The organism is Denitromonas iodatirespirans (assembly GCF_018524365.1).
In the GTDB taxonomy this organism is placed as follows: Bacteria; Pseudomonadota; Gammaproteobacteria; order Burkholderiales; family Rhodocyclaceae; genus Nitrogeniibacter; species Nitrogeniibacter iodatirespirans.
This window is the reverse complement of the sequence record NZ_JAEKFT010000026.1, coordinates 20,746-44,769: the sequence shown is the minus strand read 5'-3', so window position 1 is coordinate 44,769 and position 24,024 is coordinate 20,746. Positions and strand designations below refer to the sequence as shown.

The 24,024-nt window shown below is 69.4% G+C and carries 25 protein-coding genes, 1 tRNA gene and 2 pseudogenes; 8 read left to right on the top strand and 20 right to left on the bottom strand.

What is annotated here, in order from left to right:
* Position 1 precedes the first annotated feature (1 nt).
* The 15 genes from I8J34_RS18825 to I8J34_RS18755 all read right to left on the bottom strand — a co-directional run bounded on the left by I8J34_RS18825 (position 2) and on the right by I8J34_RS18755 (position 12,239).
* Positions 2 to 553 carry a DUF3261 domain-containing protein gene (locus I8J34_RS18825; protein WP_214363174.1) on the bottom strand — a complete coding sequence of 184 codons (552 nt, stop codon included), beginning with the start codon at positions 551 to 553 and terminating at the stop codon, positions 2 to 4.
* Positions 550 to 2,862, bottom strand: a complete 2,313-nt coding sequence (locus I8J34_RS18820; RefSeq protein WP_214363173.1) for an MMPL family transporter — start codon at positions 2,860 to 2,862, stop codon at positions 550 to 552. The genes I8J34_RS18825 and I8J34_RS18820 overlap by 4 nt, the downstream gene beginning before the upstream one ends.
* Positions 2,862 to 3,488, bottom strand: coding sequence for an outer membrane lipoprotein carrier protein LolA (locus tag I8J34_RS18815; RefSeq protein WP_214363172.1), 627 nt, complete (start codon positions 3,486 to 3,488; stop codon positions 2,862 to 2,864). The genes I8J34_RS18820 and I8J34_RS18815 overlap by 1 nt, the downstream gene beginning before the upstream one ends.
* Positions 3,485 to 3,901, bottom strand: coding sequence for an acyl-CoA thioesterase (locus I8J34_RS18810; protein WP_214363171.1), 417 nt, complete (start codon positions 3,899 to 3,901; stop codon positions 3,485 to 3,487). The genes I8J34_RS18815 and I8J34_RS18810 overlap by 4 nt, the downstream gene beginning before the upstream one ends.
* Positions 3,898 to 5,445 carry an HAL/PAL/TAL family ammonia-lyase gene (locus tag I8J34_RS18805; protein ID WP_230411910.1) on the bottom strand — a complete coding sequence of 516 codons (1,548 nt, stop codon included), beginning with the start codon at positions 5,443 to 5,445 and terminating at the stop codon, positions 3,898 to 3,900. Before I8J34_RS18805 ends, I8J34_RS18810 begins: the two co-directional genes overlap by 4 nt.
* 8 nt (positions 5,446 to 5,453) lie before the next feature.
* Positions 5,454 to 7,148, bottom strand: coding sequence for a glycosyltransferase family 2 protein (locus I8J34_RS18800; RefSeq protein WP_214363169.1), 1,695 nt, complete (start codon positions 7,146 to 7,148; stop codon positions 5,454 to 5,456).
* Positions 7,145 to 7,486, bottom strand: coding sequence for an ApeI family dehydratase (locus I8J34_RS18795; protein ID WP_214363168.1), 342 nt, complete (start codon positions 7,484 to 7,486; stop codon positions 7,145 to 7,147). Before I8J34_RS18795 ends, I8J34_RS18800 begins: the two co-directional genes overlap by 4 nt.
* Positions 7,483 to 7,956: an acyl-CoA synthetase family protein gene (locus I8J34_RS18790; protein WP_214363167.1), complete on the bottom strand. Its 474-nt coding sequence runs from the start codon at positions 7,954 to 7,956 to the stop codon at positions 7,483 to 7,485. Before I8J34_RS18790 ends, I8J34_RS18795 begins: the two co-directional genes overlap by 4 nt.
* Positions 7,957 to 7,971: 15 nt before the next feature.
* Positions 7,972 to 8,841 carry an AMP-binding protein gene (locus I8J34_RS18785; protein ID WP_214363166.1) on the bottom strand — a complete coding sequence of 290 codons (870 nt, stop codon included), beginning with the start codon at positions 8,839 to 8,841 and terminating at the stop codon, positions 7,972 to 7,974.
* Positions 8,838 to 9,395, bottom strand: a complete 558-nt coding sequence (locus I8J34_RS18780) for a COG4648 family protein (RefSeq protein ID WP_214363165.1) — start codon at positions 9,393 to 9,395, stop codon at positions 8,838 to 8,840. Before I8J34_RS18780 ends, I8J34_RS18785 begins: the two co-directional genes overlap by 4 nt.
* A gap of 8 nt (positions 9,396 to 9,403) precedes the next feature.
* Positions 9,404 to 9,673: an acyl carrier protein gene (locus I8J34_RS18775; RefSeq protein WP_230411909.1), complete on the bottom strand. Its 270-nt coding sequence runs from the start codon at positions 9,671 to 9,673 to the stop codon at positions 9,404 to 9,406.
* On the bottom strand, positions 9,670 to 9,936 hold the full coding sequence (locus I8J34_RS18770) for a phosphopantetheine-binding protein (RefSeq protein ID WP_214363164.1): 267 nt from the start codon (positions 9,934 to 9,936) through the stop codon (positions 9,670 to 9,672). The genes I8J34_RS18775 and I8J34_RS18770 overlap by 4 nt, the downstream gene beginning before the upstream one ends.
* On the bottom strand, positions 9,917 to 10,705 hold the full coding sequence (locus I8J34_RS18765) for a lysophospholipid acyltransferase family protein (protein ID WP_214363163.1): 789 nt from the start codon (positions 10,703 to 10,705) through the stop codon (positions 9,917 to 9,919). Before I8J34_RS18765 ends, I8J34_RS18770 begins: the two co-directional genes overlap by 20 nt.
* A complete protein-coding gene (locus I8J34_RS18760) occupies positions 10,698 to 11,420 on the bottom strand; it encodes a beta-ketoacyl synthase chain length factor (protein WP_214363162.1) in 723 nt (240 codons plus the stop codon). Before I8J34_RS18760 ends, I8J34_RS18765 begins: the two co-directional genes overlap by 8 nt.
* 87 nt (positions 11,421 to 11,507) lie before the next feature.
* Positions 11,508 to 12,239 carry a 4'-phosphopantetheinyl transferase family protein gene (locus I8J34_RS18755; protein ID WP_214363161.1) on the bottom strand — a complete coding sequence of 244 codons (732 nt, stop codon included), beginning with the start codon at positions 12,237 to 12,239 and terminating at the stop codon, positions 11,508 to 11,510.
* A 161-nt stretch (positions 12,240 to 12,400) separates the two neighbouring features.
* On the opposite strand from I8J34_RS18755, the gene parA reads away from it, so the two are divergent.
* Together parA and I8J34_RS18745 are read left to right on the top strand one after the other, a co-directional pair.
* Positions 12,401 to 13,066, top strand: a complete 666-nt coding sequence (parA, locus tag I8J34_RS18750; RefSeq protein ID WP_214363160.1) for a ParA family partition ATPase — start codon at positions 12,401 to 12,403, stop codon at positions 13,064 to 13,066.
* A complete protein-coding gene (locus tag I8J34_RS18745) occupies positions 13,063 to 13,431 on the top strand; it encodes a hypothetical protein (protein WP_214363159.1) in 369 nt (122 codons plus the stop codon). The genes parA and I8J34_RS18745 overlap by 4 nt, the downstream gene beginning before the upstream one ends.
* 19 nt (positions 13,432 to 13,450) lie before the next feature.
* Here the strand turns inward: I8J34_RS18745 and I8J34_RS18740 are convergent.
* Positions 13,451 to 13,525: transfer RNA gene (locus I8J34_RS18740), tRNA-Arg, on the bottom strand.
* Between the two features lie 115 nt (positions 13,526 to 13,640).
* On the opposite strand from I8J34_RS18740, the pseudogene I8J34_RS25305 reads away from it, so the two are divergent.
* The 3 genes and pseudogenes from I8J34_RS25305 to I8J34_RS25295 all read left to right on the top strand — a co-directional run.
* Positions 13,641 to 14,516: pseudogene (locus I8J34_RS25305) on the top strand (ABC-F family ATP-binding cassette domain-containing protein); the annotation flags it as partial.
* A gap of 153 nt (positions 14,517 to 14,669) precedes the next feature.
* Positions 14,670 to 14,987, top strand: a pseudogene (locus I8J34_RS25300) (ATP-binding cassette domain-containing protein); the annotation flags it as partial.
* Between the two features lie 33 nt (positions 14,988 to 15,020).
* Complete coding sequence (locus I8J34_RS25295) at positions 15,021 to 15,542, top strand: ATP-binding cassette domain-containing protein (RefSeq protein ID WP_407065342.1); 522 nt, start codon at positions 15,021 to 15,023, stop codon at positions 15,540 to 15,542.
* A gap of 872 nt (positions 15,543 to 16,414) precedes the next feature.
* Here the strand turns inward: I8J34_RS25295 and I8J34_RS18730 are convergent.
* The 3 genes from I8J34_RS18730 to I8J34_RS18720 all read right to left on the bottom strand — a co-directional run bounded on the left by I8J34_RS18730 (position 16,415) and on the right by I8J34_RS18720 (position 18,867).
* Entirely contained in the window at positions 16,415 to 17,302 is an 888-nt protein-coding gene (locus tag I8J34_RS18730) for a hypothetical protein (protein ID WP_214363157.1), read from the bottom strand.
* A gap of 14 nt (positions 17,303 to 17,316) precedes the next feature.
* Complete coding sequence (locus I8J34_RS18725) at positions 17,317 to 17,892, bottom strand: LemA family protein (RefSeq protein WP_214363156.1); 576 nt, start codon at positions 17,890 to 17,892, stop codon at positions 17,317 to 17,319.
* Positions 17,893 to 17,988: 96 nt separating this feature from the next.
* Positions 17,989 to 18,867, bottom strand: a complete 879-nt coding sequence (locus tag I8J34_RS18720) for an HDOD domain-containing protein (RefSeq protein WP_214363155.1) — start codon at positions 18,865 to 18,867, stop codon at positions 17,989 to 17,991.
* A gap of 152 nt (positions 18,868 to 19,019) precedes the next feature.
* Between I8J34_RS18720 and I8J34_RS18715 the strand changes: the two genes are divergently transcribed.
* From I8J34_RS18715 to I8J34_RS18705, 3 genes are all read left to right on the top strand, one after another.
* Positions 19,020 to 20,018, top strand: a complete 999-nt coding sequence (locus tag I8J34_RS18715) for an oxidoreductase (protein ID WP_214363154.1) — start codon at positions 19,020 to 19,022, stop codon at positions 20,016 to 20,018.
* A 22-nt stretch (positions 20,019 to 20,040) separates the two neighbouring features.
* Positions 20,041 to 21,234, top strand: coding sequence for a response regulator (locus I8J34_RS18710; protein WP_214363153.1), 1,194 nt, complete (start codon positions 20,041 to 20,043; stop codon positions 21,232 to 21,234).
* 72 nt (positions 21,235 to 21,306) lie between these two features.
* Positions 21,307 to 23,199, top strand: a complete 1,893-nt coding sequence (locus tag I8J34_RS18705; RefSeq protein ID WP_214363152.1) for a propionate--CoA ligase — start codon at positions 21,307 to 21,309, stop codon at positions 23,197 to 23,199.
* A gap of 67 nt (positions 23,200 to 23,266) precedes the next feature.
* Here I8J34_RS18705 and I8J34_RS18700 read toward each other — a convergent pair whose 3' ends face one another.
* On the bottom strand, positions 23,267 to 24,016 hold the full coding sequence (locus I8J34_RS18700) for a PEP-CTERM/exosortase system-associated acyltransferase (RefSeq protein ID WP_214363151.1): 750 nt from the start codon (positions 24,014 to 24,016) through the stop codon (positions 23,267 to 23,269).
* Between the last annotated feature and the right edge of the window lie 8 nt (positions 24,017 to 24,024).

Below are 24,024 nucleotides of genomic sequence, written 5' to 3'. Positions count from 1 at the left end.
CTCAGTCCGCCAGGCGGGTGACGCGCCAGCGCGCATCGAGTGGGGTGAAGACGGCGTCGACCTGCCCGAGGCGCGGGTCGGGGTCGGACTGCCGGGTGTCGAGCAGCAGCGTGCCGTCGCGGTCATGCAGACGGCGGCCGTCGGGCGCGACGCGCAAGGCGGCGTCGCGGCTCAAGCCCTGGCGCACGCTGTCGGCCGGCCACAGCATCAGCTGGACCAGGGCCGGCAGCTGCCGCGCCAGCGCCTCGGCGGCGGGCGGGCCGTCCCACTGCGTTTGGCCGTGGTTGACGCCGAGGCGGAACACCGTCTGGCCGAGCGGGTTCAGGCCGACGATCTGCATGCGCGCGTCTGTCGCGTCGATGGCGAAGACCAGCCGTTCGCCGGCCGGCCGGCCGGGAAACTGCATGTCCACCAGCTGATTGACGGCCACCGTGTGGCCGGCCGGCAGCGGCTGCAGGCAGTAGCGCGTGGTCGTGCTCAGCGCCGTACAGCCCGGCGGCGGCAGGCTGGCGCAGGCGCCGAGCAGCAGGGCGGCGGCGAGCGCGGCTTTCATGCCGTTTCCCGCCGTGCCGCCAGCGGCGAGGCCAGGAAGGCGGTGATGACGCCCATGAACAGCGTCAGGCCGAAGCTGGCAATCGCCGGCGTGGTGCTGAAGGCCAGCAGGCCGAAACCCAGCACGGTGGTGATGGCGGCGAGCAGCACGCCGAGCGCGGCCTCGCCCTGGGCGCCGCCTTCGCGGGTGAAGATGCCGTAGTCGGCGCCGATGCCGAACACCAGCATCAGCGCCAGCCAGTGGAAGAGGGTGAGCGGCACGCCCAGGTAGCCGAGCATGGCCAGCGGCAGCGACACCGCCAGCACGCAGGGCGCCAGCGTGGCCGCCGCGCCGCGCCAGCCGTGGCGCTGGCTGAGCAGCACCAGTGAGACAGCCACCGCGCAGGCCAGCGCGCCGGCCATGCCCTGGCGATACTGGCCCATCAGCGCGGAGACGGCGGCCGGCTTGTCGAGCAGGGTCACGCCCGGCAGCGTGTCGCCGGCGGCGCGCAATACCTCGGCGGGCCACTGCCCGGTGAGCGTCACCACGCTGGCCACGCCGCCAGCGGTGGGGCCCAGCCACAGGTGGCGATAGGCCTGGGCGACGGGTTGGCGGAACCACGCATCCGGGGTGAGCGGTCGTTCGGTCGCGAAGGCGCGCGCCAGCGCCTGCGCCACGGTCGGCCGGTAGCCGATCTCGTCGAGCACCGCCTCGCCCCAGCGCTCGGCGCCGAACAGCGCCTCGCCGAGCAGGCGGCGGTTGTCGGCCTGGCGGCGCGCCGAGGGCACGAAGGCCGACACCGCGACGAAGCCGCCGTGCTGCGGGTTGTCGGCGCGCAAGGCGTCGGTGAGGGCTTCTTCGCGTTGCAGCAGTTGCTCGGCGTCGGGCGCCTGGACCAGGAACAGGCGGCTGCCCTGGCCGATCTGGGTGAGCTGGCGGATGCGCGCTTCCTGGCGGGCGAGCTCGGCGTCGGGGGCGCTGAGCAGGCGCACATCGTCGTCATGGTGCAGGCGGGCGAGGCCCGGCAGGCTCGCCGCCACGGCAAGCGCGATCAGCCAGCCGCCGTGTCGTTGCAGCAGGCGGCGCCAGGGCGCGCCTGCACGCTGGAGGCCGCCGATGTGGCGGGTGTCGCGGCCGTCGGGCTGAGTCGCGAACAGCGGCAGCATGACGAGGGTGGCGACATAGGCCGCGGCCAGCCCGACCATCGAGAACAGCGCGATCTGGCGCAGGCCGGGGAAGGGCATGACCAGCAGCGCGGTGTAGCCGATCAGGCTGGTGAGCAGGCCCTGGGTGAGGGCCGGGCGCATGGCGGCCATGGCGGCGGCGGGTTGCCAGCCGGCGCCGGCCAGACGGCGTTTGGCGAAGTAGTGCAGCGGGTAGTCGACGGCGATGCCGAGCAGGCTGGTGCCGCACACCAGGGTCAGCAGATGCAGGCGGCCGTCGACCGCCAGCACCGCGCCGATGCCGGCGGCGACGCCGATGGCCACGCAGGCGATGCCGAGCAGCACCGGCCGCAGCGAACGGAAGACGGTCAGCAGCAGGGCGGCGATGCCGAGCAGCGACAGGCCGCCGATCAGCGACATCTCGTGCTTGGCGGTGTCCTGGGCGGCGGCGGCATACAGCACCAGGCCGGTGGCGTCGATGTCCACCCCCGGCGCCTCGGCGGCGACTGCCGCGCGGGCCTGTGCCAGCGCTGCGCGCACCGCTTGCTGGGTGGTGGCGGCATGCGGCGAGCCGGCGGTTTCGGCGCTCAGCAGGGCATAGCTGCGCCCGTCCTGATGCGCCATCAGGATGCCGTCTTCCGGGGTGAAGCCGCTGCCGCCGACGGGCAGCTCGGCCAGGAAAGCGGCCAGCGTGCCGAAGGGGTCGGCCTCGCGCGGCACCGCCATGGGGGTGGGTATCGGGCTGGCCAGGGCGCGATAGGCGTCCTGTCGCAGGCGCTCGCGGCCGTGGGCGGTCAGGTCGTTGCGGGTGGCGGCCGAGAGCAGGCCGAAGCGATGCGGCAGATAGGTGGCCAGGATCGCATCGAGCGCGCCGGCCGGCACTTCCAGCGTCACCCCCTTGAGGGCCTCGGAGCGGCGCAGGGCGGCGGCCAGCGCGATGGCGCCGGCGCGGGCCCGGGCGCTGTCGTCGGCGGCGGCGAGCAGCACGATGCGCCGCTCATGCGCACGCGCCAGCTGGGCCATGGCCTGCTCGGCGACCGGATCGCGCTCGGTGGCCGGCAGCATGGCCAGCAGGTCGGTCTCGACCGGCACCTTGCCGAGCGCGGCCAGGGCGATGATGCCGCCGACCAGGGTTGCCGCCAGGAGGGGGAAGAGGCGACGCAGCATCAGCGGGCGAACAAGGCGGCTTCGGCGGCGGTCAGTTGCGTGGCGCGGGCGATGGCGGTGAAGCGGATCTCGGTGTGGTCGCCGCCGGCTTCGAACAGGTCGACCTGCTCGACGGCATCATGGCCGGCCAGTTCGATGCGCGCCAGATGACGGGCCAGCTCGGCACTGCGCGGGGTGAGCGTGACGCGCCAGCCCTCGCCCTGCCGGCTTGCGTCGAGGACGAAGGCGCTCTGCAGCGGGGCCAGGTCGGCGCCGAGCAGGGCCTGCAGGATCTGCCCGGCGCGGGCCACGCCGGCGGCCTCGCGCCCGCTTTGCGCCCGGCGCTGGCCGTCGGGGCCGATCTCGACCATGCCCTCGCGGCCGATCAGGTAGCGCGCCGGGTAGGGCGTGTCGACCTGCCACAACACGCCGGCCTCGCGGGCGTAGGTGAAGCGGCCGGCGAGGCGGAAGGGTTTGCGCAGGGCGGCGAGGGTCTTGGTCTGGCTGAACTCGGCGCGCAGCACCGGGGCGTCGGCGACGCGGGTGGCGATCTCCTGCAGCAGCGCCTCGTCGGCCCACAGCGGCCGGGCGAGCATCACCCCGGCGAGGCCGGCCAGCGCGGCGAGGAGGAAGCTGCGCCGTGTCATGCGCCGGCTCCGAGGCGCTCGAGCAGCGCCGGCGGCGAGACGAACTGCAACTCGCCGCTGGCCATGTCCACCGCCACCTGCACGGTATAGGCCTTGGTCAGGCGCTGGCCGCTGGCGGCATCGCGGATGGTGTAGTCGATCTTGAGCCGGTTCTCGAATTCGACCAGCGCCGCTTCGATGCGGATCTTCTGGCCGTAACGCGCCGGGCGCACATATTTGATGTGGCATTCGACCACCGGCCAGGCGTAGCCGGAGGCGCGCATCTGCGGGTAGTCGTAGTCGATGCTGCGCAGCAGGACGGTGCGCGCCTGCTCGAAATACTGCACATAGTGGCCATGCCACACCACTTCCATGGCGTCGACATGGAAGAAGGGGACATCGGTCTCGACCTCGACCTTGAGCACGGCGGTCATGCGTAGAGCGTCCAGGCTTTGGCGCGCATCGCCGCCAGGGTGGCGCGCAGGTCGGCTTCGAGCGGGCGGTCTTCGGTGACCAGGGCCGACAGCGCCGACACCTGCTGGTGGAAGGCGAGCACCGGCGCGGGCAGCGCCTCGGCGGCCAGGTCGCCACGCTGCAGGCGCAGCGCCAGGCCCTGGTTGGCGGCCAGCAGCGCGGCGGCGGCCACCTGCTCGCTCAGTTCGAGCACGCGCAGGCAGTCGCGCGCGGCGATGGTGCCCATGCTGACCTTGTCCTGGTTGTGGCACTCGGTCGAGCGCGAGAACACCGAGGCCGGCATGGTCAGCTTGAGCGCTTCGGCGGTCCACGCCGAGGCGCCGATCTGCACCGCCTTGAAGCCGTGGTTGATCATTGCGCGCTCGGCGCTGGCGCCGGAGAGGTTCTGCGGCAGGCCGTGGTTGAACTTGCTGTCGACCATCAAGGCCACCTGCCGGTCGAGCAGGTCGGCGAGGTTGGCCACGGCGGTCTTCATGGCGTCCATGACGAAGGCGATGTGGCCGCCGTAGAAGTGGCCGCCATGCAGCACCCAGTCGTCGTCGGGGTCGATCAGCGGATTGTCGTTGGCGCTGTTGAGCTCGTTCTCGATGTCGCGGCGCATCCACGGCAGCGCGTCGCGCAGCACGCCGATCACATGCGGGGCGCAGCGAATCGAGTAGCGGTCCTGCAGGCGCATGACGCCGTCGTCGGTGTCGACGGGCAGGTCGGCAAAGACCCAGGCCGCCGCTTCGGCCTGGCCGGCATGCGGCTTGGCGGCGAACAGGCGCGGGTCGAAATGGCCGCGGTTGCCCTGCATGGCCATCGAGGCCAGGGCGGTGATGCGGGTGGCCAGTCGGCTCAGGTAGTCGGCGCGCGACCACGCCTGGCAGGCCAGCGCGGTCATCACGGCCGTGCCGTTCATGATCGCCAGCCCTTCTTTGGGCTTGAGCTTGAGCGGGGCGATGTCGAGCGCTTCGAGCACTGCCAGCGCCGGGCGGACCTCGCCGCGGTAGCGCACTTCGCGCTCGCCGACCAGGGCGGCGGCCACATAGGACAGCGGGGTCAGGTCGCCGCTGGCGCCGACCGAGCCCTCCTCGGGGATCTGCGGCAGGATGTCGTGCGCCAGTAGGTGCTCGATCTGTTCGAGCAGCGCCAGGCGCACGCCGGACACGCCCTGGGCCAGCGAGTTGAGGCGGGTGACCAGCACCGCGCGGGTGGCCGCGTCGTCCAGATGCCGGCCCAGGCCGCAGCCGTGATAGCGGGTCAGGTGCAGCGGCAGCTCCTGCACCAGGTCGGACGGCACAGTGACGGTGCACGACTCTCCATAGCCGGTGTTCACGCCATACACGGTGCCGTTGTTGGCCAGCAGGCGTTCGAGATAGGCGCCGCCGCGGGCGATGCGGGCACGGAACTCGGCATCGCCAGAAAGGCGGACCGGGCGGCGGCCGTCGGCGGCGTCGACTACGTCTTCAAGGCGCAGGCGGCCGGCGCCGATGACGACGGGGTCGAGGGTGGGGGAATGCACGGTGTCTTTCATGGTTTTGAAGCTTGGGGGGCAGCCCCTTCCTCCCAGAAGTCGAAGAAGTTGAACCACTGCAGCGGCGCTTGCCCGCAGTAGTGTTCGAGTCGTCGGGCGTAGGCGCCCATGTGCTGCTGCAGGGCCGTGTCGCGCTGCTTGCGCGGCAGCTCGATGCGCTCGGCGAAGGGTTCGAAATACAGCTGGTGGCCGCCGCCGTGTTCCAGGCAGAAGAACAGGAACACCGGGCATTCGAGCAGATGCGCCAGCACGAAGGGGCCTTGCGCGAAGGGCGCCGGCCGGCCGAGGAAGGGCAGGCGCCGGGTGCGGCCGTTCTCGGCCACCGGGGTGCGATCGCCGACGATGAACAGCAGCTCGCCGCGCTCGATCTTGTCCTTGAAGGCGATGGCGGTGTCGGGGCCGAAGTCGCTCACCTGGATCAGGTTGAAGGCGAAATCCGGGTTGGCCTCGGCCATCATGGCGTTGAAGCGCACCGCATGCTCGGTGTAGACCACCGCGTTGATGGTGGTGAAGCGCGCCGCCACGCCGAGGGCGCGCGCCATTTCGAGATTGCCCAGGTGTGAGCCGATGATCAGCGCGCCGCGGCCGCTGGCGATCAGGGCGTCGAAGTCGGCCCGGCCGTGGAAGGCCAGCTCGCGGGCATCGACGGCGCCGCTCCAGGCGGCGAGCTTGTCCAGCCCGGCGCGGGCGAAGGCCAACATGTGGCGGTAGCTGTCGCGCCAGCCCGGCGGCTGCGGTAGCGCGGCGCTGGGGCCGAAATGGCGATAGACACGGTCGAGATACGCCTGCGAGGCCTGGCGCGCGTTGCGGCCGGTGAGCAGGAAGTAGCCGACGATGGGGTAGAGCAGCAGCGTGGCCATGCGCCGGCCGAGCAGGCGGTAGGTGGCGAGCACGGTGGCGAGCCCCAGCGAGCTGCCGCGTTCGGCCAGGCGCGACCAGTGCCGCGCGTTGTCGCCCCGGCGCAGGCGCCGCCACAGCAGGGCCGGTGCACGCCACAGCATGCCGGCGACCAGCCGGGTGTGGGTCGCCGAGATGCGCAGGTTGTCGGCGAGCATGGCGAAGTGCGAGATGCCGTCCTCGGGGTAGGTGACGCGCGTCGGCACATTGATGATCGGCCCGCCGAGCCAGGCCAGGCGCACCAGGATCTCGATGTCGAAGGCCATGCGCCGGGCGATGTGCGGGCCGAGGACGCGCATCGTGGCGGTCAGCGGATAGAGGCGGAAGCCGCACATCGAGTCGGGCACGTCGCGGGTCAGCGTCTCGACGCCGACCCAGAAATGGGTGATCGCGCGGCCATACAGGCGCGACTTGGGCACGCTGTCGTCGTAGATCGGCCGGCCGCACACCACCGCCTCGGGCGTTGCCGCGCCGAGGGCGAGAAAGCGCGGCACGTCGGCCAGATCGTGCTGGCCGTCGGCATCGACCTGCAACGCGTGGGTCAGCCCGTCGGCATGGGCCCGCTCGAAGCCGGCGATCACCGCCGCGCCCTTGCCGCCATTGACCGGCAAGGTGATCAGCCGCGCCAGCGGGCAGGCGGCGACGGTCTGCGCCAGCGCCTCGCGGGTCGGGGCGTCGCTGCCGTCGTCGATCAGGTAGATCGGCAGATCGAAGGCGGCCAGGCGTTCGACCACCCGGCCGACGGTGTGCGGGTGGTTGTACACCGGCACCAGAAAGCAGGGGCGAAAACTCATGGGTTGAAGACCACCTTGCCGCTCGATTTCGCCTTGCCGTCGGCGGTGTAGGCGAAGCGCAGCGTGGCCTTGTCGGCCGACCAGTCGAGCGCCAGCTCCAGCGTTTCGCCGGGCAGCACGCGGTCGTTGAACTTCAGCGCCTCAAGACGAAGGACGGGGCCGTTTGGGCGGAAGTACTGCTGGGCGAAACGGATCGCCCAATCCACCTGGGCCACGCCGGGCAGGATCGGCGTGCCCGGAAAGTGGCCCTGGAAATGCACCAGACCGGCGTCGGCGAAGATGCGCAAACGTACCGAGGTGGCCGTGTGCTCGATGAGATCGGTGTCAGGTGCGCTCATGGTGTGGCGGCCTCGTCGAACAGGCGCAGCAGCGCATCGAGCGGCAGCTTGCCGCGCTCGTTGTAGGGCAGCGCGGCGGGGAAGCGCCAGCGGCGTGGCAGGGTGACGCGCTCGAAGTGGGCGAGCAGGTGGGTGCGCAGCCGGTCGGCCATGGCGCGCCGCCCTTCAGTGGCCAGCGCCTGTTGACCCGCGGCCGAGAGGCTGGCCACGGCGCCCAGGTGGTCACGCTGGCCGGGCAGCAGGACGATGGCGCAGGCGGTCACCCAGGGGTGCTCGGCCAGCTGCTGCTCCATGGCCGGCAGCGCCACGCGCTTGCCTTCGAGCTTGAGGATGCGGTCGGCGCGGCCACGCAGGCGGAAGTGGCCGTCGGCCGTTACCTCGGCCAGATCGCCGGTGGCCACGGGCGCATCGGCGTCGGCAAAGGGCGAGCGCACTTGCAGGATGCGCGCCGCGTCGACCGCGATGTGCACGCCGGGCAGCGGCTGCTAAGGTGATTCGGCCTGCGGCCACTGGCGGCGCCAGGCGATGCCGCCGGTTTCGGTGCTGCCATAGACCTCGATCGGTGCCTGCCCCAGGGCGGCGCCGAGGGTGGCGGCGGTGTCGGCGCCCAGCGGGGCGCCGGAGGAGAAGATGGCGGTGGTGTAGGGCGCGAGGTCGGCCGGATCGAGCAGATCGCCCAGGCGCGACAGGTGGGCCGGGCTGGAGATCACCGTGCCGCGGCCGTGGGCGCGCAGGCGGTTGAGCAGGGCATGCGGGGTGGCGGCGACGGCGGTGTCGAAGGGCCGGCCGGCGCTCAGCGAGCCCAGCAGCCGGAACAGCAGGCCGTAGATGTGAAAGTGCGGCACGGTGGCGAACACCGGGTCGGCGCCGAGCAGCGCCCCCCACTGCGCCGCGTGGGCGAGCACTTCGGTGTCGAGCTGGCCGAAGCGCTTGGCGATCGGCTTCGGCGCGCCGCTGCTGCCGGAGGTGGTCAGCTCGATCGGCGCGTCGGCCGGGAGCGGCGCGGGCGGCGTCCAGCCCTCGGTGGCGGGCAGCTGGCGGATGGCGGCGGTGTCGAGAACGCCATCGCAGCTGTCGGCGCACTGGGCCACCGACGCCTGCTGGAAATTGGCCGGGACCACCACCTGCTGGCCGGCATGCAGCAGGCCGAGCAGGCCGGCGAGGAAGTCGGCCGCGTCCGGCGCATCGAGCGCGATCCGACGCCCCGGCCGGGCCGCGTGGGCGCAGGCGATGGCGCCCACGCGGGACCAGAACGCGTCCCAGCGCAGCGTCGTGCCGTCCTCGCGCAGGGCAACGACGGTGTCGGCCGGCCGGTCGGCCGGGACCAGGCCAAGCAGCGACTTGGCGCCGCTCATCGCGAGGCTCCGAAATGCTGGCGGCGGTAGAGCCATTCGCCGACGAAGAGCAGCCCCATCAGTGCGTAGGCGATGCCGCCGTTGTACCAGACCCAGGTCTCGCGGCTGGTGAGCACGGCGGTGTAAGCGGCGATGGCGCCGTTGACGATGAAGAAGCCGCACCACAGCTGTGTCACCTTGCGGGTGTAGGCCACGCCGGCTGGCGGCAGATCGGGCTGGCGCAGGCGGGCGATGCGCTCGATGACGGTGGGCGGATGAAGCAGGGAGTGGGCGAACAGCGCCAGCATGGCGAGGTTCACCAGCACCGGGTAGAGGCGCAGCACCGCTTCGCTGTTGCTGATGGCGACCATCGCGGCGAGGGTCAGCAGTGCGCCGGCCAGCAGCCAGCGCTGGGCGCCGCGCGGCGCGGTGGCGGCCTTGCCGCCGCTGAGCAGACGCAGGCCGACCAGCACCAGCAGCAGCGGGATCACTTGCCGGGGTTCGAAGTGCGCCAGCGCCAGGTAGATGGCAACGGGCGTGGCCGCGAACAGCAGCGTACGAACGACCGGCAGCATGCGCGGGGTCAGCGCGCCAGCAGGGCCTGGACGGCGCGTACGACGTCGGCCACGGTGCGCACGGTCTTGAACTCGTCGGCCTTGATGCGCTTGCCGGTCAGGGTCTGCAGCTTCACCGCCAGGTCGACCGCGTCGATGCTGTCGAGGTCGAGATCTTCATAGAGGTTGGCCTCCGGGGTGATCTGGTCCTCGGGGGTCTCGAAGGATTCGACGAGGATCTTCTTCAAGGCGTCGAAGATCGCCTCGTCGCTCAGGGCCATGATGTTGTCCATTTTCATGCTTTGCTCTCGCTGTGCTGGCGAACCAGTTCGACCAAGGTGTTAACCGATTGGAAATAGCGCTTGACGCTCGGATCGTCGCCGTCGAGGCGCACCTGGTAGCGCTTGCGCAGCGCCACGCCGAGCTCCAGCGCGTCGATCGAATCCAGGCCGAGGCCGTCGCCGAACAGCGCGGCGGCCGGGTCGATGTCGGCCGGCGTCATGTCCTCGAGGTCGAGGGTGTCGATGATCAGCTGGCTGATCTCAGTGTGCAGGTTGTCCATGGGCGGCAAGTTCCAGGGCGAAATGGGTTTCCAGGGCACCGGTGAGCCGGCGCACGGCGAGCGTGTCCGGCAGGTCGGGTTCGATCAGATCCCGGGCCGAAAGGGGGGATTTTACGTCGAGCCGGTATTCGAATCGACGGGGGGGGATGTCATACCACGGCCGCCCCTTCGACAGGGTGGGCGGATCGCAGCGAAGCACCACCGGCAGGATCGGCTGCTCGCAGCCCAGGGCGATGTGCGCGGCGCCGCGCAAGAAGCGCAGCGGCTCGCCCGGCCGGGTGCGGGTGCCTTCGGGGAAGATCACCAGCGCGCCGCCCTGGCGCAGGGCGCCGACACAGGCCTCGACCAATTCTTCGGACGACTTGGCATTGCTGATGTAGCCGGCGGCGCGCACCACGCCGCCGAGGAAGGGGCTGTTCCACAGCGCGGCCTTGACCACGCAGTCGGAGCGCGGCATGAGCGAGATCATCACCACCACGTCGATCAGGGTCGGATGATTGGCCAGCACCAGCACGCCGCGCGCATTGGCCAGCGCCTCGGCATTGTTGAGGTGCAGGCGCATGATGCCGACGGTGCACATGAAGCCGACGAAGACGCCGAACATCTTGTGGATCACCCACTGCATGCGTTGCCGGCGGCGCGCCGGGCCGCCGGGCATCAGGCGAATCACGGGGTAGGCGAACAGGGTGATGGCCAGCCCGCCAATGCTGAACAGGCTGAAGGCCAGGCCGGTCATCAGCAGGCGCCACAGGTAGTTGAGCTTACGCATCGGCGAGCGTCCATTCCCAGGTGCAGTGCCGGCCGGTCCAGGCGGCCTGGCGGCGGTGGCCGGTGAGCAGTGGCAGCAGGGCCAGGCTCATCATCGTGTCCGAGGGCGCACCGTCGGCGGGGCGCGTGGCGACCTGCAGCCGGCGCGGCTGATCGCGGTCGAACAGCAGGGCCAGCGCATGTGGCGATTCGGCCATGGCGATGTCGGCCTGATAGCGCTCGGGCACCGGCGCGTCGGCATATACCAGCAGGAGCCGTGGCTGCGCCGGGCTCAGCCGGGCGGCGGCTTCGACCAATGCCATGCCTAGCGTCTCTTCGCCGGCGGCGATCGCCGTGGCCGGGGCGGTGTCCTGATGGGCGATCGACAGCACGCCGGCCGCGGCATTGTGGACGCTCAGGCTGAAGGTGGCGGGGGAGACTTCGTCGCCGGCGGCCATGCCTTCGAGCAGGGTCAGCGTGCGGGCCAGTTCGCCATGACGCGAGGCGAAAATCATGGGGATGCCGCGATCGTCGCCCAGGCAGCGCCGGGCGACATTGAGCGCCATGCGCGAGACCGGGCCGAGGCGGCGGCGCAGCATCGGGTCGATGAAGGTGACATCGGCGGTGGTGGCAGGCGGAGCGCTCGGCGCGGACGACCCGTCGATCCATTCTTCTCGGGTGGTCCGGCCTGGTGCCCACGCCTCCCAGGCGGCGATGGGCAAAGAGAATGAATCCATGCTTCCGAGCGCGATCGAGGGGTTTTCCGGCTGCGCGATTTTATCAGGGCCGCTTACGTTCGGTAACACCTTTCGTCTTCTCGTGTGTCATGGGTGCTCTCGGCCATTTGGCATAGTGGGGGGCACGCTGTCGACACGCCGCCAGTCGGTGAAGGCGGCGGCCATCGGCACAAAGCCGTCCGTCTCCCAGCCCAGGAGCGTCGGTGCGGCACCGGGCCGCTCGGCAGCCCAGCCGAGGCTCAGGGTGGGCGACGGGTGCCAGGTGCCGACCTGCCGCATCCGGTCGGGCGTCGGCGTGGTCGGCAGGGGCTCGAAACGAACGCCCTGCAACACCGCGAGGAGTGGTTCGCCGCTCGCCTTGGCCCAGGCCTCCTTCAGCACCCACAGTGCCTGAAAGGCGCGCGCGAAGTCGGGCTGGCGTTCGAGCCAGTCGACATCGGCGGGGGCGAAGAAGGTGTCGGCGATGCCGCGCGGCGAACGGCCCGTGTCGGCCTGCAGGTCGATACCGCAGCGGCCGGTCAGGCTGATGGCGCAGGCGACATGGCCGCCGGAATGGCTGAGGCTCAGCTGCGGCGCCTGCCGGCCGGCGAGCACCGGGCGCCCGTCGTCGAGCATGAACGGCCAGGGCTGTGGAGGCAGGCCGCGGACATGGCCCAGGGCGAGGCGCAGCAAGGCGCGCCCGGCGCAGAACTGCGTTCGCCGGCGGTTCGAGCTCATGGCCTGCAGGCGCGGGAGCTCGTCGGCACTGAGCAGATCCGTGCGGCCACCGAGTGCGTCGGTAGTGGCGATGAACAGCTGCAGGGCGGGCGGAGCGGTCATGGAGGGGGCTCGGGCGTCGCGGTCGTCATGCCGGCGGCGTGGCCTCGGCGTTGGCGGATGTCGGCGCATTGTCGCGTATCCGCCGGCGGGGCGTGTCATCAAATCGGCGTGGGGGCTGCGTTACTATGGGCAACTTCACTCATGGACCAAGGACGCAGGTCATGGCGCGTGCGCCCATCGTGACATTGGTTTCCCAGAAAGGCGGGGCGGGCAAGACCACCGTGGCCATGCAGCTGGCCGCCGGACTGGCGCGGCGCGGGCGCAAGGTGGAGGTGGTGGACCTGGATGTGCAGGGCTCGGCCAGCCGCTGGGCGACGACGGCCGCGCCGGCCCATCCGTTTCCGGCGCGCATGCATGCCTTCGACGGCGACCCGCGCGATCTGCCCGAGAAGCTGGCCAAGTGGCGCAAGCGCGCCGACGTGGTGGTGCTCGACTGTCCGCCGTCGATCGACCATCCGCGCACGCTGGCGGCGCTCAACCACACCGATCTGGCGATCGTGCCGGTGGTGCCCAGCCCCACCGATTTGTGGTCGACCCGCGCCGTCGAGCGCCTGATCGTCGGCCTGCAGGCCACGCACCCGGGGCTGCAGGGCGTACTGGTGCCGAACCGTGTCACGCGCACCCTGCTGGCGGCGGACGTGATGGCCGTGATGCGTGAGTTCGAACTGCCGGTGCTGCCGACGATCCTCAACCAGCGCAACGCCTATGCGCAGAGCGCGGCGATCGGCGGCTCGGTGTTCGATCTGGGCAGCGCGGCACACGCGGCGCAGCTCGAGGTGCTGCGGCTGGTCAGCGCCGTGGCCAAACGATTGGGAGAGACGGAATGACGGTTCGCCGGCCGATCAGGGACGCGCTGCGCGCGAGCATCGAGGACGAAGACGCGGCGCTGGCCAAGCGCCTGCCGACCGGCGCAGCCAAACGACGCGCGTCGGTCAAGCGCAGCACCCGGATGGTCGCGCGGCAGGCGCAGCCGACCGGTCCGGTGGCGGCGGCCAAGCCGGTCGAGGTGACGCTGTCGGTCGATGAAGCGCGCCGGCTCAAGGCCTTGCGGGATCAGCTGCGCGAACAGGGCAGGACGGTGAGCCGCGGCGACCTGATCCGCCTGGCGGTCGACCTGCTGGCGATGGGCGACATCGAGGCCGTCGGTGCGCGCCTGGCGGCGCTGCCGCCGCTGGCGAAGAAAGGCAAATAGCCTTGAGATGGTGGCCCGCTGGTCTCCCCGACAGGAATCGAACCTGTATCTAGCGCTTAGGAGGCGCTCGTTCTATCCATTGAACTACGGAGAGGCCGGTCTCCGTGGCGGGCAGAGACGGGGCGCAGTCTACCGCGAATCGCGGCTTTTTCGAAGCGTCGGGGCATGGGGCGCTAAAATGCGCGTTTTGCTCAAATGCTGGATGTCTCATGCCCCTGATTTCCGTGGATCGTGCCTGCCTGGCCTTCGGCCATGTCGCCCTGCTCGACGAGGCGAGCTTTCAGCTCGACCCGGGCGAGCGGGTGGCGCTGATCGGCCGTAACGGATCGGGCAAGTCGAGCCTGTTGCGGGCCATGGTGGGGCAAGCGGCGCTGGACGACGGCGAGGTGTGGCGCGCGCCGGGCATCCGCATCGCCTATGTGTCGCAGGAGGCCGACTTCGACCTGGCGCGCACGGTGTTCGAGGTGGTCGCCGACGGGCTGGGCGATGTCGCCGCCTTGCTCAAGGCCTATCACACGGCCCTGCATCATGTGGCGGAGGACGCTTCGGAAACCGCGCTGGCCGAGCTGGAGCGCTTGCAGCATGAGGTGGACTCGGCCGACGCCTGGCGCATGAACCAGCGTGTCGAGGCGATGCTGGGGCGTCTCGCTCTCGATGGCGAGGTGATCGTCAACACCCTGTCGGGCGGCGGCATCAAGCGCGTGGCGCTGGCGCGCGCGATCGTCGGCGAGCCGGAACTGCTGCTGCTCGACGAGCCGACCAACCATCTCGACCTCGACGGCATCCTGTGGCTGGAGGAGCTGATCAAGACCTTTTCCGGCGCGGTGGTGCTGATCACCCATGACCGGGTCTTCATGGACAACGTGTCGACCCGCATCGTCGAGCTCGACCGCGGCACGCTCACCAGCTTCGACGGCCGCTTCGCCGACTACCAGCGCAAGAAGGCCGAGCAGCTGGAGGCCGAGTCCAAGGCCAATGCGCGTTTCGACAAGCTGCTGGCGCAGGAAGAGGTGTGGATCCGCAAGGGCATCGAGGCGCGGCGCACGCGCAACGAAGGCCGGGTGCGCCGCCTCGAAGCGCTGCGTCGCGAGCGTGCGGCGCGGCGTGATCGCCTGGGCAATGTGTCGCTGGCGCTGGAGCGCGGCGACCTGTCGGGCAAGATGGTGGCCGAGCTCGAGCATGTCAGCAAAGGCTATGGCGGCGCGCCGCTGGTGCGCGATTTTTCGACCCGCATCCTGCGCGGCGACCGGATCGGCATCATCGGCCCCAACGGCGCCGGCAAGACCACCTTGCTCAAGCTGATCCTCGGCGAGCTGGAGCCAGACAGCGGCACGGTGCGCCGCGGCACGCGCCAGCAGGTGGCCTACTTCGACCAGCTGCGCGCCCAGCTCGATCCCGAAGCGCCGCTGACCGAGGTGATCAGCCCGGGCTCGGACTATGTCGAGATCGGTGGCGAGCGCAAGCATGTGATCGGCTACCTCGAAGACTTCCTCTTCGCGCCGCAGCGGGCGCGCTCGCCGGTCAAGTCGCTCTCCGGCGGCGAACGCAACCGGCTGCTGCTGGCGCGCCTGTTCGCCCAGCCGGCCAACGTGCTGGTGCTCGACGAGCCGACCAACGACCTGGACATCGAAACCCTCGACCTGCTCGAAGCGCTGCTCGCCGACTATGCCGGCACGCTGTTCCTGGTCAGCCACGACCGGGCCTTCCTCGACAACACGGTGACCCAGGTGATCGCCGCCGAGGGTGACGGGGTGTGGAAGGAGTATGTCGGCGGCTATGCCGACTGGCAGCGCCAGCGTCAGCAGGCCGCCGCCGAGCGCAAGGCCGCGGCCGCCCCGGCCAGCGCCGCACCGGCCAAGGACAAGCCCAAGGCCGCGCCGGCCAAGAAGCTGTCGTTCAACGAAAAGCGCGAACTCGATGCGCTGCCCGACCGCATCAGCGCCCTGGAGGCGGAAGAGGCCAGCCTGCACGCGCGCCTGGCCGACCCGTCGCTCTACCAGAACACGCCCGAGGTGGCGGCCGATCTGACGGCGCGGCTCGAGGCGGTGGGCAAGGAGATGGAAGCGGCGATGCTGCGCTGGGAAGAGCTGGAGACCAAGGCCGGCGGCTGAGGTCGGCCTACGGCAGGCTCAGTGCGCGACCAGCGCGGCCAACAGTCCGGCGCTGAGCAGCAAGGCGGCGAAGAACAGCCAGCCCCACAGCAGGTAGCGGCGGCCGAGCTGGTTCGGGTCGAGATCCGAGATCAGGTACAGCGATGTAGCCCGGCCGAGCGCAGCGACGCCGGGATCGGCCTCACCAGCCCGGCACGGTGTCCCCGGCGTCGGGGCCTGCGGCCCTCGGCCGGGCTACGCTTGCTCGGGCGTGCCCGAAAAACGTTCAGGCGCTGAGGCCGAGTCGGGTTGTTCATACAATCCAGGCGAGCGAATCCCCGTTCTCCCCGCCCCCACGGCCGCCATGTGGCGATGTCGCCCGGCCGAGCGCAGCGACGCCGGGATCGGTCTTGCCAGCTCGGCACCGTGTCCCCGGCGTCGGGCCTGCGGCCCTCGGCCGGGCTACGCTTGCTCGGGCGTGCCCGAAAAACGTTCAGGCGCTGAGGCCGAGTCGGGTTGTTCATAAAATCCAGGCGGGCGAATCCCCGTTCTCCCCGCCCCCACGGCCGCCACGTGGCGATGTAGCCCGGCCGAGCGCAGCGACGCCGGGATCGGCCTCACCAGCCCGGCACGGTGTCCCCGGCGTCGGGGCCTGCGGCCCTCGGCCGGGCTACGCTTGCTCGGGCGTGCCCGAAAAACGCTCAGGCGCTGAGGCCGAGTCGGGTTGTTCATACAATCCAGGCGGGCGAATCCCCGTTCTCCCCGCCCCCACGGCCGCTATGTGACGATGTCGCCCGGCCGAGCGCAGCGACGCCGGGATCGGCCTTGCCAGCTCGGCACCGTGTCCCCGGCGTCGGGCCTGCGGTCCTCGGCCGGGCTACGCGGCCGCCGGCTCAGCGCGCAAGCAGCGTAGCCACCCCGGCTGAGCTGAGCAGCAAGGCGGCGAAGAACAGCCAGCCCCACAGCTGGTAGCGGCGCCCGAGCTGGTTCGGGTCGAGATCCGAGATCAGGTAGAGGCGCCGGTCGTCGGGCTTGCGCATGATGTGGGCCTCGGCCGCCGCGTGCAGTTCGGCTTGCTGGCGGCGCACCTCGCGCTTGGCCTCGGCGCGCGCCAGCTCCCATTCGGTCATGTCGATCTGGCCATCGCCGTCGAGGTCGAAGCGCTCGAGCAGGCGCGGGTGGTCGGTCTTCCAGTGCGCGAGCAACTCGCGGACCTGGCGCGCGCTGTCATGGGCGGGGTCGATGCTGCCGAGCGTGGTGAATTCGCCGATCACGTAGATCGGGTCGTTGCGGATCAGGCACCACTGGGTGTAGCGCCGATCGCCGCGTACCTCGACATCCTTGCGGGTGATCAGCAGCTCGGCCCCGTCCGGATCGACCGCACACTGGCCGCTGCCGTCGTCCAGCAGAAAGGAGGCGTTGCTCTCGTCTTCGGACACGCGTCGCCATTGGTCGCCGTCCTTTTCCTCCATCAGCAGCCGGTACCACAGCACCGGCAAGCCATTGAAGGGCGACAGCAGCGGCGTGCCGTCGAGCGGCTGGCCGTGGCCGAACAGCTCGGTGTAGCCCTGCGCGGCCGAGGCGATGCGTGAGGTGGGGGTGTCGAGGATCAGGCGGCTGTGATGGATCGAGCGCAGCCAGCCGAACAGCGCGGCGGCGAGGATCAGCGCCAGCGCGCCGAGACGGAAGTTGCCCTCGGCGTGAAAGCCGGCAAAGCCGAGCACGGCGATGCCGGAGGCGACCGCCGCACCGGTGCGGTCCGGGCGCAGTGAAACGAGCATGGCTCAGCGGCGAGTCAGGCGCTGAACAAGGCCTTGAGATCCACGTCGGCCTTTTCGGCGGTGGAGAACTCCAAGAGCGGTTGCTCGGTGAACTGGAACAGGCGGGCGACGATCAGGTCGGGGAACTGCTCGATGCGGATGTTGTGCACATTGGTGCTTTCGTTGAACCACTCGCGGCGGTCGGCGATGCCGTTTTCGAGCGAGGTGATGCGTGTCTGCAACTGCATGAAGTGCTCGTTGGCCTTCAGTTCGGGGTAGGCCTCGGCCACCGCGAACAGCTGCCCGAGGCCGACGCGCAGCATGCCTTCGGCCTGGCCGAGGGCGGGCACGTCGTGCTGGCTGCGGGCGTCGGCGACGCGGGCGCGCGCTTCGATGACGCGGGTCAGCGTGCTCTCTTCGAACTGCTTGTACTGCCGGCACACCTCGACCAGCTTGGGCAGCTCGTCATGGCGCTGTTTGAGTAGCACGTCGATGTTGGCCCAGGCCTTGGCGATGTTGTGCTTGAGGCGGACCAGGTTGTTGTAGACCACGATGCCGTAGAGCAGCGCGATGGCAAGGATGCCGAGCAAGACGATGGCGGACACGGACATCGGGCGATTCCTCTTGAAAGTCACCGGCAGTGCCGGCAGGGCAGGGCGATTCTAGCGACCGGGCGCCGGGCCCACCAGCCGCGCGGCGCCGGGGGGTCAGTTTGGTGGGGCGGGCGGCTCGGTGGGTTCGGGCATCAGCCGCTCGGCGGCCTCTTCGGGAATCGCCAGGCGGAGGATGAGTTGTTCGCGATTGATCTTGAGCAGCGACTGGATGGCCGCCAGGTCGTCCGGGATGGCGGGGTTGTCCCAGCCCTTCGCGGTGTGCCGCGCCAGGGCGTTGGCCAGGACGACCGTGCGCACGCGGGGGTTGTCGGCGCTGGAATGGTCCATCAGCGAGATCAGCAGATCCGGCAGCTGCCAGTGCTTGACCAGCGCCAGCTGCAGTTCCGCTGCCGTGAAGCCGAATACCTCGCGCTGGGCGGTTGCGCTGCGCAAGCTGTGGTCGGCGCGCTGCATGGCATACACCCGCGCCGTCAGCGCCGGGGCGAAGGCCCAGCACAGGATGTCGGCGATGTCGTGCAGCAGGGCGGCGATGGTGATCTCGTCGACATCCAGGTCGTGGCGGATGATGGCCCACTCACGCGCGAAATGCGCGGCGCGGCGGGCGCGCCCGATCACGCCGAGCAGGCCGATCAGGGCGGGCGGGATGTCGGCCAGGGTCTCCTCCAGCGTCGGCATGGTGTCGAACAGCCGGAAGAAGGGCGAGATGCCGATCATCATCACCGCCCGGTCGATGGTGGTGATGGCATGGTTCTGCGATTGCGGGCGATGGGCCTCGATATAGCTGAGCAAGCGCAGCGTCATCAGCGGGTCGCCCAGCACGACGCCGGTGATCTGTTTGCCGCCGATCTCGTCTTCGCGTTGCCTCAGGGCGGCCAGTTCGCGGGTGGTGCGACGCAGCACGGGCAGCTCGTGGCTGGAAAAAAGCGCCACGTAGGACTCGATGGAGGGGAGCGCGTGGTCCAGGCGGGTCATGATCGTCTCGGAAGTCCGGGTTGACAGCGATTACGGCGCGGATGGCCGAGGACTTGAGCCACGCCGCCGGCAAGGCAGACGGGACGGGGGATTTCGTTATAATCTTTCGGGATTAGCGCGTGCAGGTCGCGCGGGCCGGGACGGAGAAGCGTGTGAAAGAGTCTTTCAAGGCATTCCTGATCGAGCAGGGCGAGGGCAAGACCATTCGGGCCGGGATGCAGTCCCTGGGCATCGACGATCTGGATGCGGGCGAAGTGCTGATCCGGGTCCAGTATTCGAGCATCAACTACAAGGACGCCCTGGCCGCGACCGGCAAGGGCAAGATCATCCGCCGCTTTCCATGCGTCGGCGGCATCGACCTGTCGGGCGAGGTGGTCGACAGCACCGACCCGCGCTTTGCGGCGGGCGATGCGGTGATCGCCACCAGCTTCGACATCGGCGTGGCGCATCATGGCGGTTTCGCGGAATATGCGCGCATCCCCGCCAAGTGGGTGGTGCGTCTGCCCGAGGGCCTGAGCCTGTTCGAGGCGATGGCGCTGGGCACCGCCGGTTTCACCGCGGCGCTCGGCGTGCAGCGCATGGAAGACAACGGGCTGCGGCCCGAGAACGGCCCGGTGGTGGTCTCCGGCGCCACCGGCGGCGTGGGCAGCCTGGCGATCGACATGCTGGCCGCTGCCGGCTATTCGGTGACCGCGCTGACCGGCAAGGCCACCGAAGCGGACTACCTGAAGGGGCTCGGCGCCAGCGACATCCTGCTGCGCGAGTCGATCGATTTCGACGCGGTGCGCCCGCTCGAAGGGGCCCGCTGGGCCGGCGCGGTGGACAACACCGGCGGCAAGATCCTGCACTGGATGCTGGCCACCATGCAGCAGGCCGGCACCGTCGCCAGCATCGGCAACGCGGCCGGCTTCGATCTGCACACCTCGGTCTTCCCCTTCATCCTGCGCGGGGTCAGCCTGCTGGGCGTGGATTCGGGCTACATCGGCTTCCCGGTGCGCCAGCAGATCTGGGATCGCCTGGCCACCGACCTGCGGCCGCGCCATCTGGACGCGGTGACACAAACCATCGAATTCGACGCATTGCCGGCGGCGTTTGACGATTTCATCGCCGGGCGCATCCGCGGACGGACCGTGGTCCGGATCGGCGCGTGAGTGGCCAACGGAGCATCCGATCGTGAGTGAAGAGACCATTGCGCTGCCGCGCGTGCTGATCGTGGACGACTCGCGCATGGTGCGCGCGTCGATCAGCCGTAACATCCGCGAGCGCTTCGATGTGCGTGAAGAGGCCGACGGCGAGGCCGGCTGGGAGGCGCTGCTGATCGATCCGTCGATCCAGGTGGTGATCTCCGACCTGGGCATGCCGCGGCTCGACGGCTACGGGCTGCTCGAGCGGGTCCGTTCGTCGAAGCTGTCGCGCATCCAGGAGTTGCCGGTCATCGTCATCTCGGGCGAGGAAGACGACACCGCACGAGTGCGCGCGCGCGAGATGGGGGCCACCGATTTCATCACCAAGGGCACCGGCACCGTCGAGCTGTTGAGCCGGCTCGAAGCGCTGACCCGGCTGGCGCGTGCCACCCGCGAGCTCGAAGCCAGCCGCGAGGCGCTGGCCAGCCACAGCCCGGTGGACCCGGAGTCTGGCCTGGTGACTCAGGCCTACCTGAACTGGCACGGCAACCAGGAGCTGGCGCTGGCGCGGCGGCGCAACGGCGATCTGGCGGCGATGGTGATCGTCATCGACCGCTTCGAAAAAATGGTGTCGGAGTATGGGGTCCATGTCACCGAGCTGATCAACCGCAAGCTGTCGAAGATCCTCTCGTCCAAGGTGCGCAAGGAAGACACCGTGGCGCAGATGGCGCCGGGACAGTTCGCGGTGCTGTGTCCGAGTACCGACCTGGATGGCTGTTCGGCCTTCGCGCTTCGCCTGCAACGGGCCATCGACAAGCTGGTGATGACCTATCGCGATACGCGCATCCGCATGAGCGTGACGGTCGGCATCGCAGCCAGCGCCAGGGGCGGCGAGTCTTTCACCCTCAGCCATTTGATCGGCTTGGCGGTGCAGCGTGCACAGACCGGCGTTGACGCCGGCGGCGCTCGGGTGATCGCCGAGAGCGGCGAGATCACGCCCGGAGAACTCAGCCGCTTCGTGCGCCTACCGGTCAGCATCGACCATGTATTGATGCAGGTGCGCGCCGGCGCGAGCGGCGAGGTCTTGCTGCGTGCGCCAGACGTGATGAACACCCTGATGCCGTTGCTCGACTTGATCGAATCTGAATTTCGCTGCGGGCTGCCGCTCGACGCATTGCGTCAGCTGCGTCGCCGGTCGCCGGGCGAAGAAGATCCCCATGAGGGAACCACAACAAAGCTATAGCAATAGCTGAATGCAGTATGGAAGCAGCACGTCACTCACAATCGAAGGGAATGAAAAGGGAGAGGGATTGTCATGACGACATTCAAGGAGTTTCACCGCCGTTCCATTGAAGATCGGGACGGATTCTGGGGAGATCAGGCACAACTGATCGACTGGCACAAGGCGCCGGAGCAGGTCTGCGATTATTCGCGCCCGCCCTTCGTCAAGTGGTTCAAGGGCGGCCAGACCAACCTGTGCCACAACGCCGTCGATCGCCATGCCGCCAAGCGGCCGAACGACAAGGTGCTGATCTACATCTCGACCGAGACCAACGAAGAAGTGGTCTACAGCTTTGCCGAGTTGCAGCGCGAGGTCGAGCGCATGGCGGCGGTGTACCAGGAACTGGGCGTGCAGCGTGGCGACCGGGTTCTGATCTACATGCCGATGATCGCCGAGGCGGCCTTCGCCATGCTGGCCTGCGCCCGCATCGGCGCGATCCATTCGGTGGTGTTCGGCGGCTTCGCGGCCGGTTCGCTCGCCACCCGTATCGACGATGCCAAGCCGGTGCTGATGGTCAGCGCCGACGCCGGCATGCGCAACGGCAAGCCGGTGCCCTACAAGCACCTGGTGGACGAGGCCTGCAAGCTGGCCGAGTTCCCGCCTAAAAAGGTATTGATCGTCGACCGCGGCCTCGACAAGGGCTTCTCCAAGGTCGCCGGTCGCGACGAGGACTACGCCACGCTGCGCGCCAAGCACATGGATGCGCAAGTGCCGGTTGTCTGGGTCGAATCCTCCGAGCCCAGCTACATCCTGTACACCTCCGGCACCACCGGCAAGCCCAAGGGCGTGCAGCGTGACACCGGCGGCTACGCCGTGGCCCTGGCCGCCTCGATGAAGAACATCTTCACCGGCGAGGCCGGCGAGACCATGTTCGCCACCTCCGACATCGGCTGGGTGGTCGGCCATTCCTACATCATCTACGGCCCGCTGCTGGCCGGCATGGCCACCATCATGTATGAGGGCACGCCGCTGCGCCCGGATGCCGGCATCTGGTGGCAGATCGTCGAAAAGTACAAGGTCAGCGTGATGTTCTCGGCGCCGACCGCGGTGCGCGTGCTCAAGAAGCAGGACCCGGCCTTCCTCAAGAAGTACGACCTGTCCTCGCTCAAGCACCTGTTCCTGGCCGGCGAGCCGCTCGACGAAACCTCGCACCAGTGGATCATGAGCGAACTGGGCATCCCGGTCATCGACAACTACTGGCAGACCGAAACCGGCTGGCCGATCCTGGCCATCTGCCGCGGTGTCGAAGATGCCGACATCAAGCTCGGCTCGCCCGCCTTCCCGGTCTATGGCTACGACCTGCGCCTGTTCCGCGAGGACGGCTCGGAGTGCGGCGCTAACGAGAAGGGCATTGTCGGCATCGTGCCGCCGCTGCCGCCGGGCTGCCTGTCCACCGTCTGGGGGCAGGACGAGCGCTTCGTGTCCACCTACTTCAGCACCTTCGCCGATCCGGTCATCTACTCCTCGTCCGATTGGGGTATCCGCGACGACAAGGGTTACTACACCATCCTCGGCCGCATGGACGACGTGATCAACGTGGCCGGCCATCGCCTGGGCACGCGCGAGATCGAAGAGGCGGTGCAGACTCATCCGGCGATCGCCGAAGTGGCGGTGGTTGGTGTTGCCGACCCGCTCAAGGGCCAGATGCCAATGGCGTTCGCGGTCGTGAAGGACGCGTCGGTCGTTGAAACCGCCGAGCAGCGTGCCGCGCTCGAGAAGGAAGTGATGAAGAAGGTCGATGCCTCGCTGGGCGCCATCGCCCGTCCGGGCCGCGTCTTCTTCATCGGTGGCCTGCCCAAGACGCGCTCGGGCAAGCTGCTGCGCCGCTCCATCCAGGCATTGGCCGAGGGGCGCGATCCGGGCGATCTGACCACCATCGAGGATCCGTCTTCGCTGGAGCAGATCCAGGCCGCCCTGAAAGCGTAAGCGGTTGATGCTGCATTGAAAAAGCCCGCTCGCGCGGGCTTTTTCTTTTTCCGGCCGGGCCGTGCGTTCAGCGCGGAGGCGCGCTGGCCTCGATCTGCTCCTGGATCACGCGCCAGATCGGTTTGACCATGAAGCGCAGGCCCTTGATGATCGATTGCACGTCCATCATCGACGGCACGCGCGTGCCGCGGTGTTCGACCGGCCCGCCGATCTGCTTGATTTCGACGCCGAGCTTGGAGAAGTGAGAGGCCAGGCGCGGTTCCGTCAGGACGAACAAGGTGTCGATGTCGTTGCGCGCGGCCAGGGCCACCACGCCCAGATAGAGGCCGACCGGGATGTAGGGGAAGCGCGGCTGGCGTGCGGTCGCGGCGTAGTCCTCGTCCTGGATCGCCACGGCCACATGCTGCTCGCCCTTGCGTCGCCGGTAGGCCGAGCGCACCGCCAGGCGTGACACTTCGGCGATGCGGCGACGGTCGAGCTTGGCCGGGTCGATGATGCGCCGATCGATGGTGTGAGCACAGGTGGCTTCGAAGGGGAGCGGCGCGTCGAGCGCGTCGGGCGCCGGCAAGACCAGGCGGATGCAACCGACGGACGCATGCGGGGGATTGGAGGACGTGAGCAGGCAGTGCAGGCTGTGCGCGTCGTAGGTGTCGATTTCACGCCGGTCGGGCCGCTCGGACTCGAACTTCAGTTCTTCGCAATAGACCTCATGGCGCACCCGATAGACCGCATCGCGCACCGCGTCGGAGGCGGCGGCCTCGATCTGGAAGTACTTCTTGAATCCGGTGCCAAGGTTGAAACGATCGAACAATGACATGGCGTTCT

Bases quoted from the DNA above. Each gene is read 5' to 3' on its own strand.
- I8J34_RS18825 (WP_214363174.1), bottom strand. From the start codon at position 553: ATGAAAGCCGCGCTCGCCGCCGCCCTGCTGCTCGGCGCCTGCGCCAGC.
- I8J34_RS18820 (WP_214363173.1), bottom strand. From the start codon at position 2,862: ATGCTGCGTCGCCTCTTCCCCCTCCTGGCGGCAACCCTGGTCGGCGGC.
- I8J34_RS18815 (WP_214363172.1), bottom strand. From the start codon at position 3,488: ATGACACGGCGCAGCTTCCTCCTCGCCGCGCTGGCCGGCCTCGCCGGG.
- I8J34_RS18810 (WP_214363171.1), bottom strand. From the start codon at position 3,901: ATGACCGCCGTGCTCAAGGTCGAGGTCGAGACCGATGTCCCCTTCTTC.
- I8J34_RS18800 (WP_214363169.1), bottom strand. From the start codon at position 7,148: ATGAGTTTTCGCCCCTGCTTTCTGGTGCCGGTGTACAACCACCCGCAC.
- I8J34_RS18795 (WP_214363168.1), bottom strand. From the start codon at position 7,486: ATGAGCGCACCTGACACCGATCTCATCGAGCACACGGCCACCTCGGTA.
- I8J34_RS18785 (WP_214363166.1), bottom strand. From the start codon at position 8,841: ATGAGCGGCGCCAAGTCGCTGCTTGGCCTGGTCCCGGCCGACCGGCCG.
- I8J34_RS18780 (WP_214363165.1), bottom strand. From the start codon at position 9,395: ATGCTGCCGGTCGTTCGTACGCTGCTGTTCGCGGCCACGCCCGTTGCC.
- I8J34_RS18775 (WP_230411909.1), bottom strand. From the start codon at position 9,673: ATGAAAATGGACAACATCATGGCCCTGAGCGACGAGGCGATCTTCGAC.
- I8J34_RS18770 (WP_214363164.1), bottom strand. From the start codon at position 9,936: ATGGACAACCTGCACACTGAGATCAGCCAGCTGATCATCGACACCCTC.
- I8J34_RS18765 (WP_214363163.1), bottom strand. From the start codon at position 10,705: ATGCGTAAGCTCAACTACCTGTGGCGCCTGCTGATGACCGGCCTGGCC.
- I8J34_RS18760 (WP_214363162.1), bottom strand. From the start codon at position 11,420: ATGGATTCATTCTCTTTGCCCATCGCCGCCTGGGAGGCGTGGGCACCA.
- I8J34_RS18755 (WP_214363161.1), bottom strand. From the start codon at position 12,239: ATGACCGCTCCGCCCGCCCTGCAGCTGTTCATCGCCACTACCGACGCA.
- parA (WP_214363160.1), top strand. From the start codon at position 12,401: ATGGCGCGTGCGCCCATCGTGACATTGGTTTCCCAGAAAGGCGGGGCG.
- I8J34_RS18745 (WP_214363159.1), top strand. From the start codon at position 13,063: ATGACGGTTCGCCGGCCGATCAGGGACGCGCTGCGCGCGAGCATCGAG.
- I8J34_RS18730 (WP_214363157.1), bottom strand. From the start codon at position 17,302: ATGCTCGTTTCACTGCGCCCGGACCGCACCGGTGCGGCGGTCGCCTCC.
- I8J34_RS18725 (WP_214363156.1), bottom strand. From the start codon at position 17,892: ATGTCCGTGTCCGCCATCGTCTTGCTCGGCATCCTTGCCATCGCGCTG.
- I8J34_RS18720 (WP_214363155.1), bottom strand. From the start codon at position 18,867: ATGACCCGCCTGGACCACGCGCTCCCCTCCATCGAGTCCTACGTGGCG.
- I8J34_RS18705 (WP_214363152.1), top strand. From the start codon at position 21,307: ATGACGACATTCAAGGAGTTTCACCGCCGTTCCATTGAAGATCGGGAC.
- I8J34_RS18700 (WP_214363151.1), bottom strand. From the start codon at position 24,016: ATGTCATTGTTCGATCGTTTCAACCTTGGCACCGGATTCAAGAAGTAC.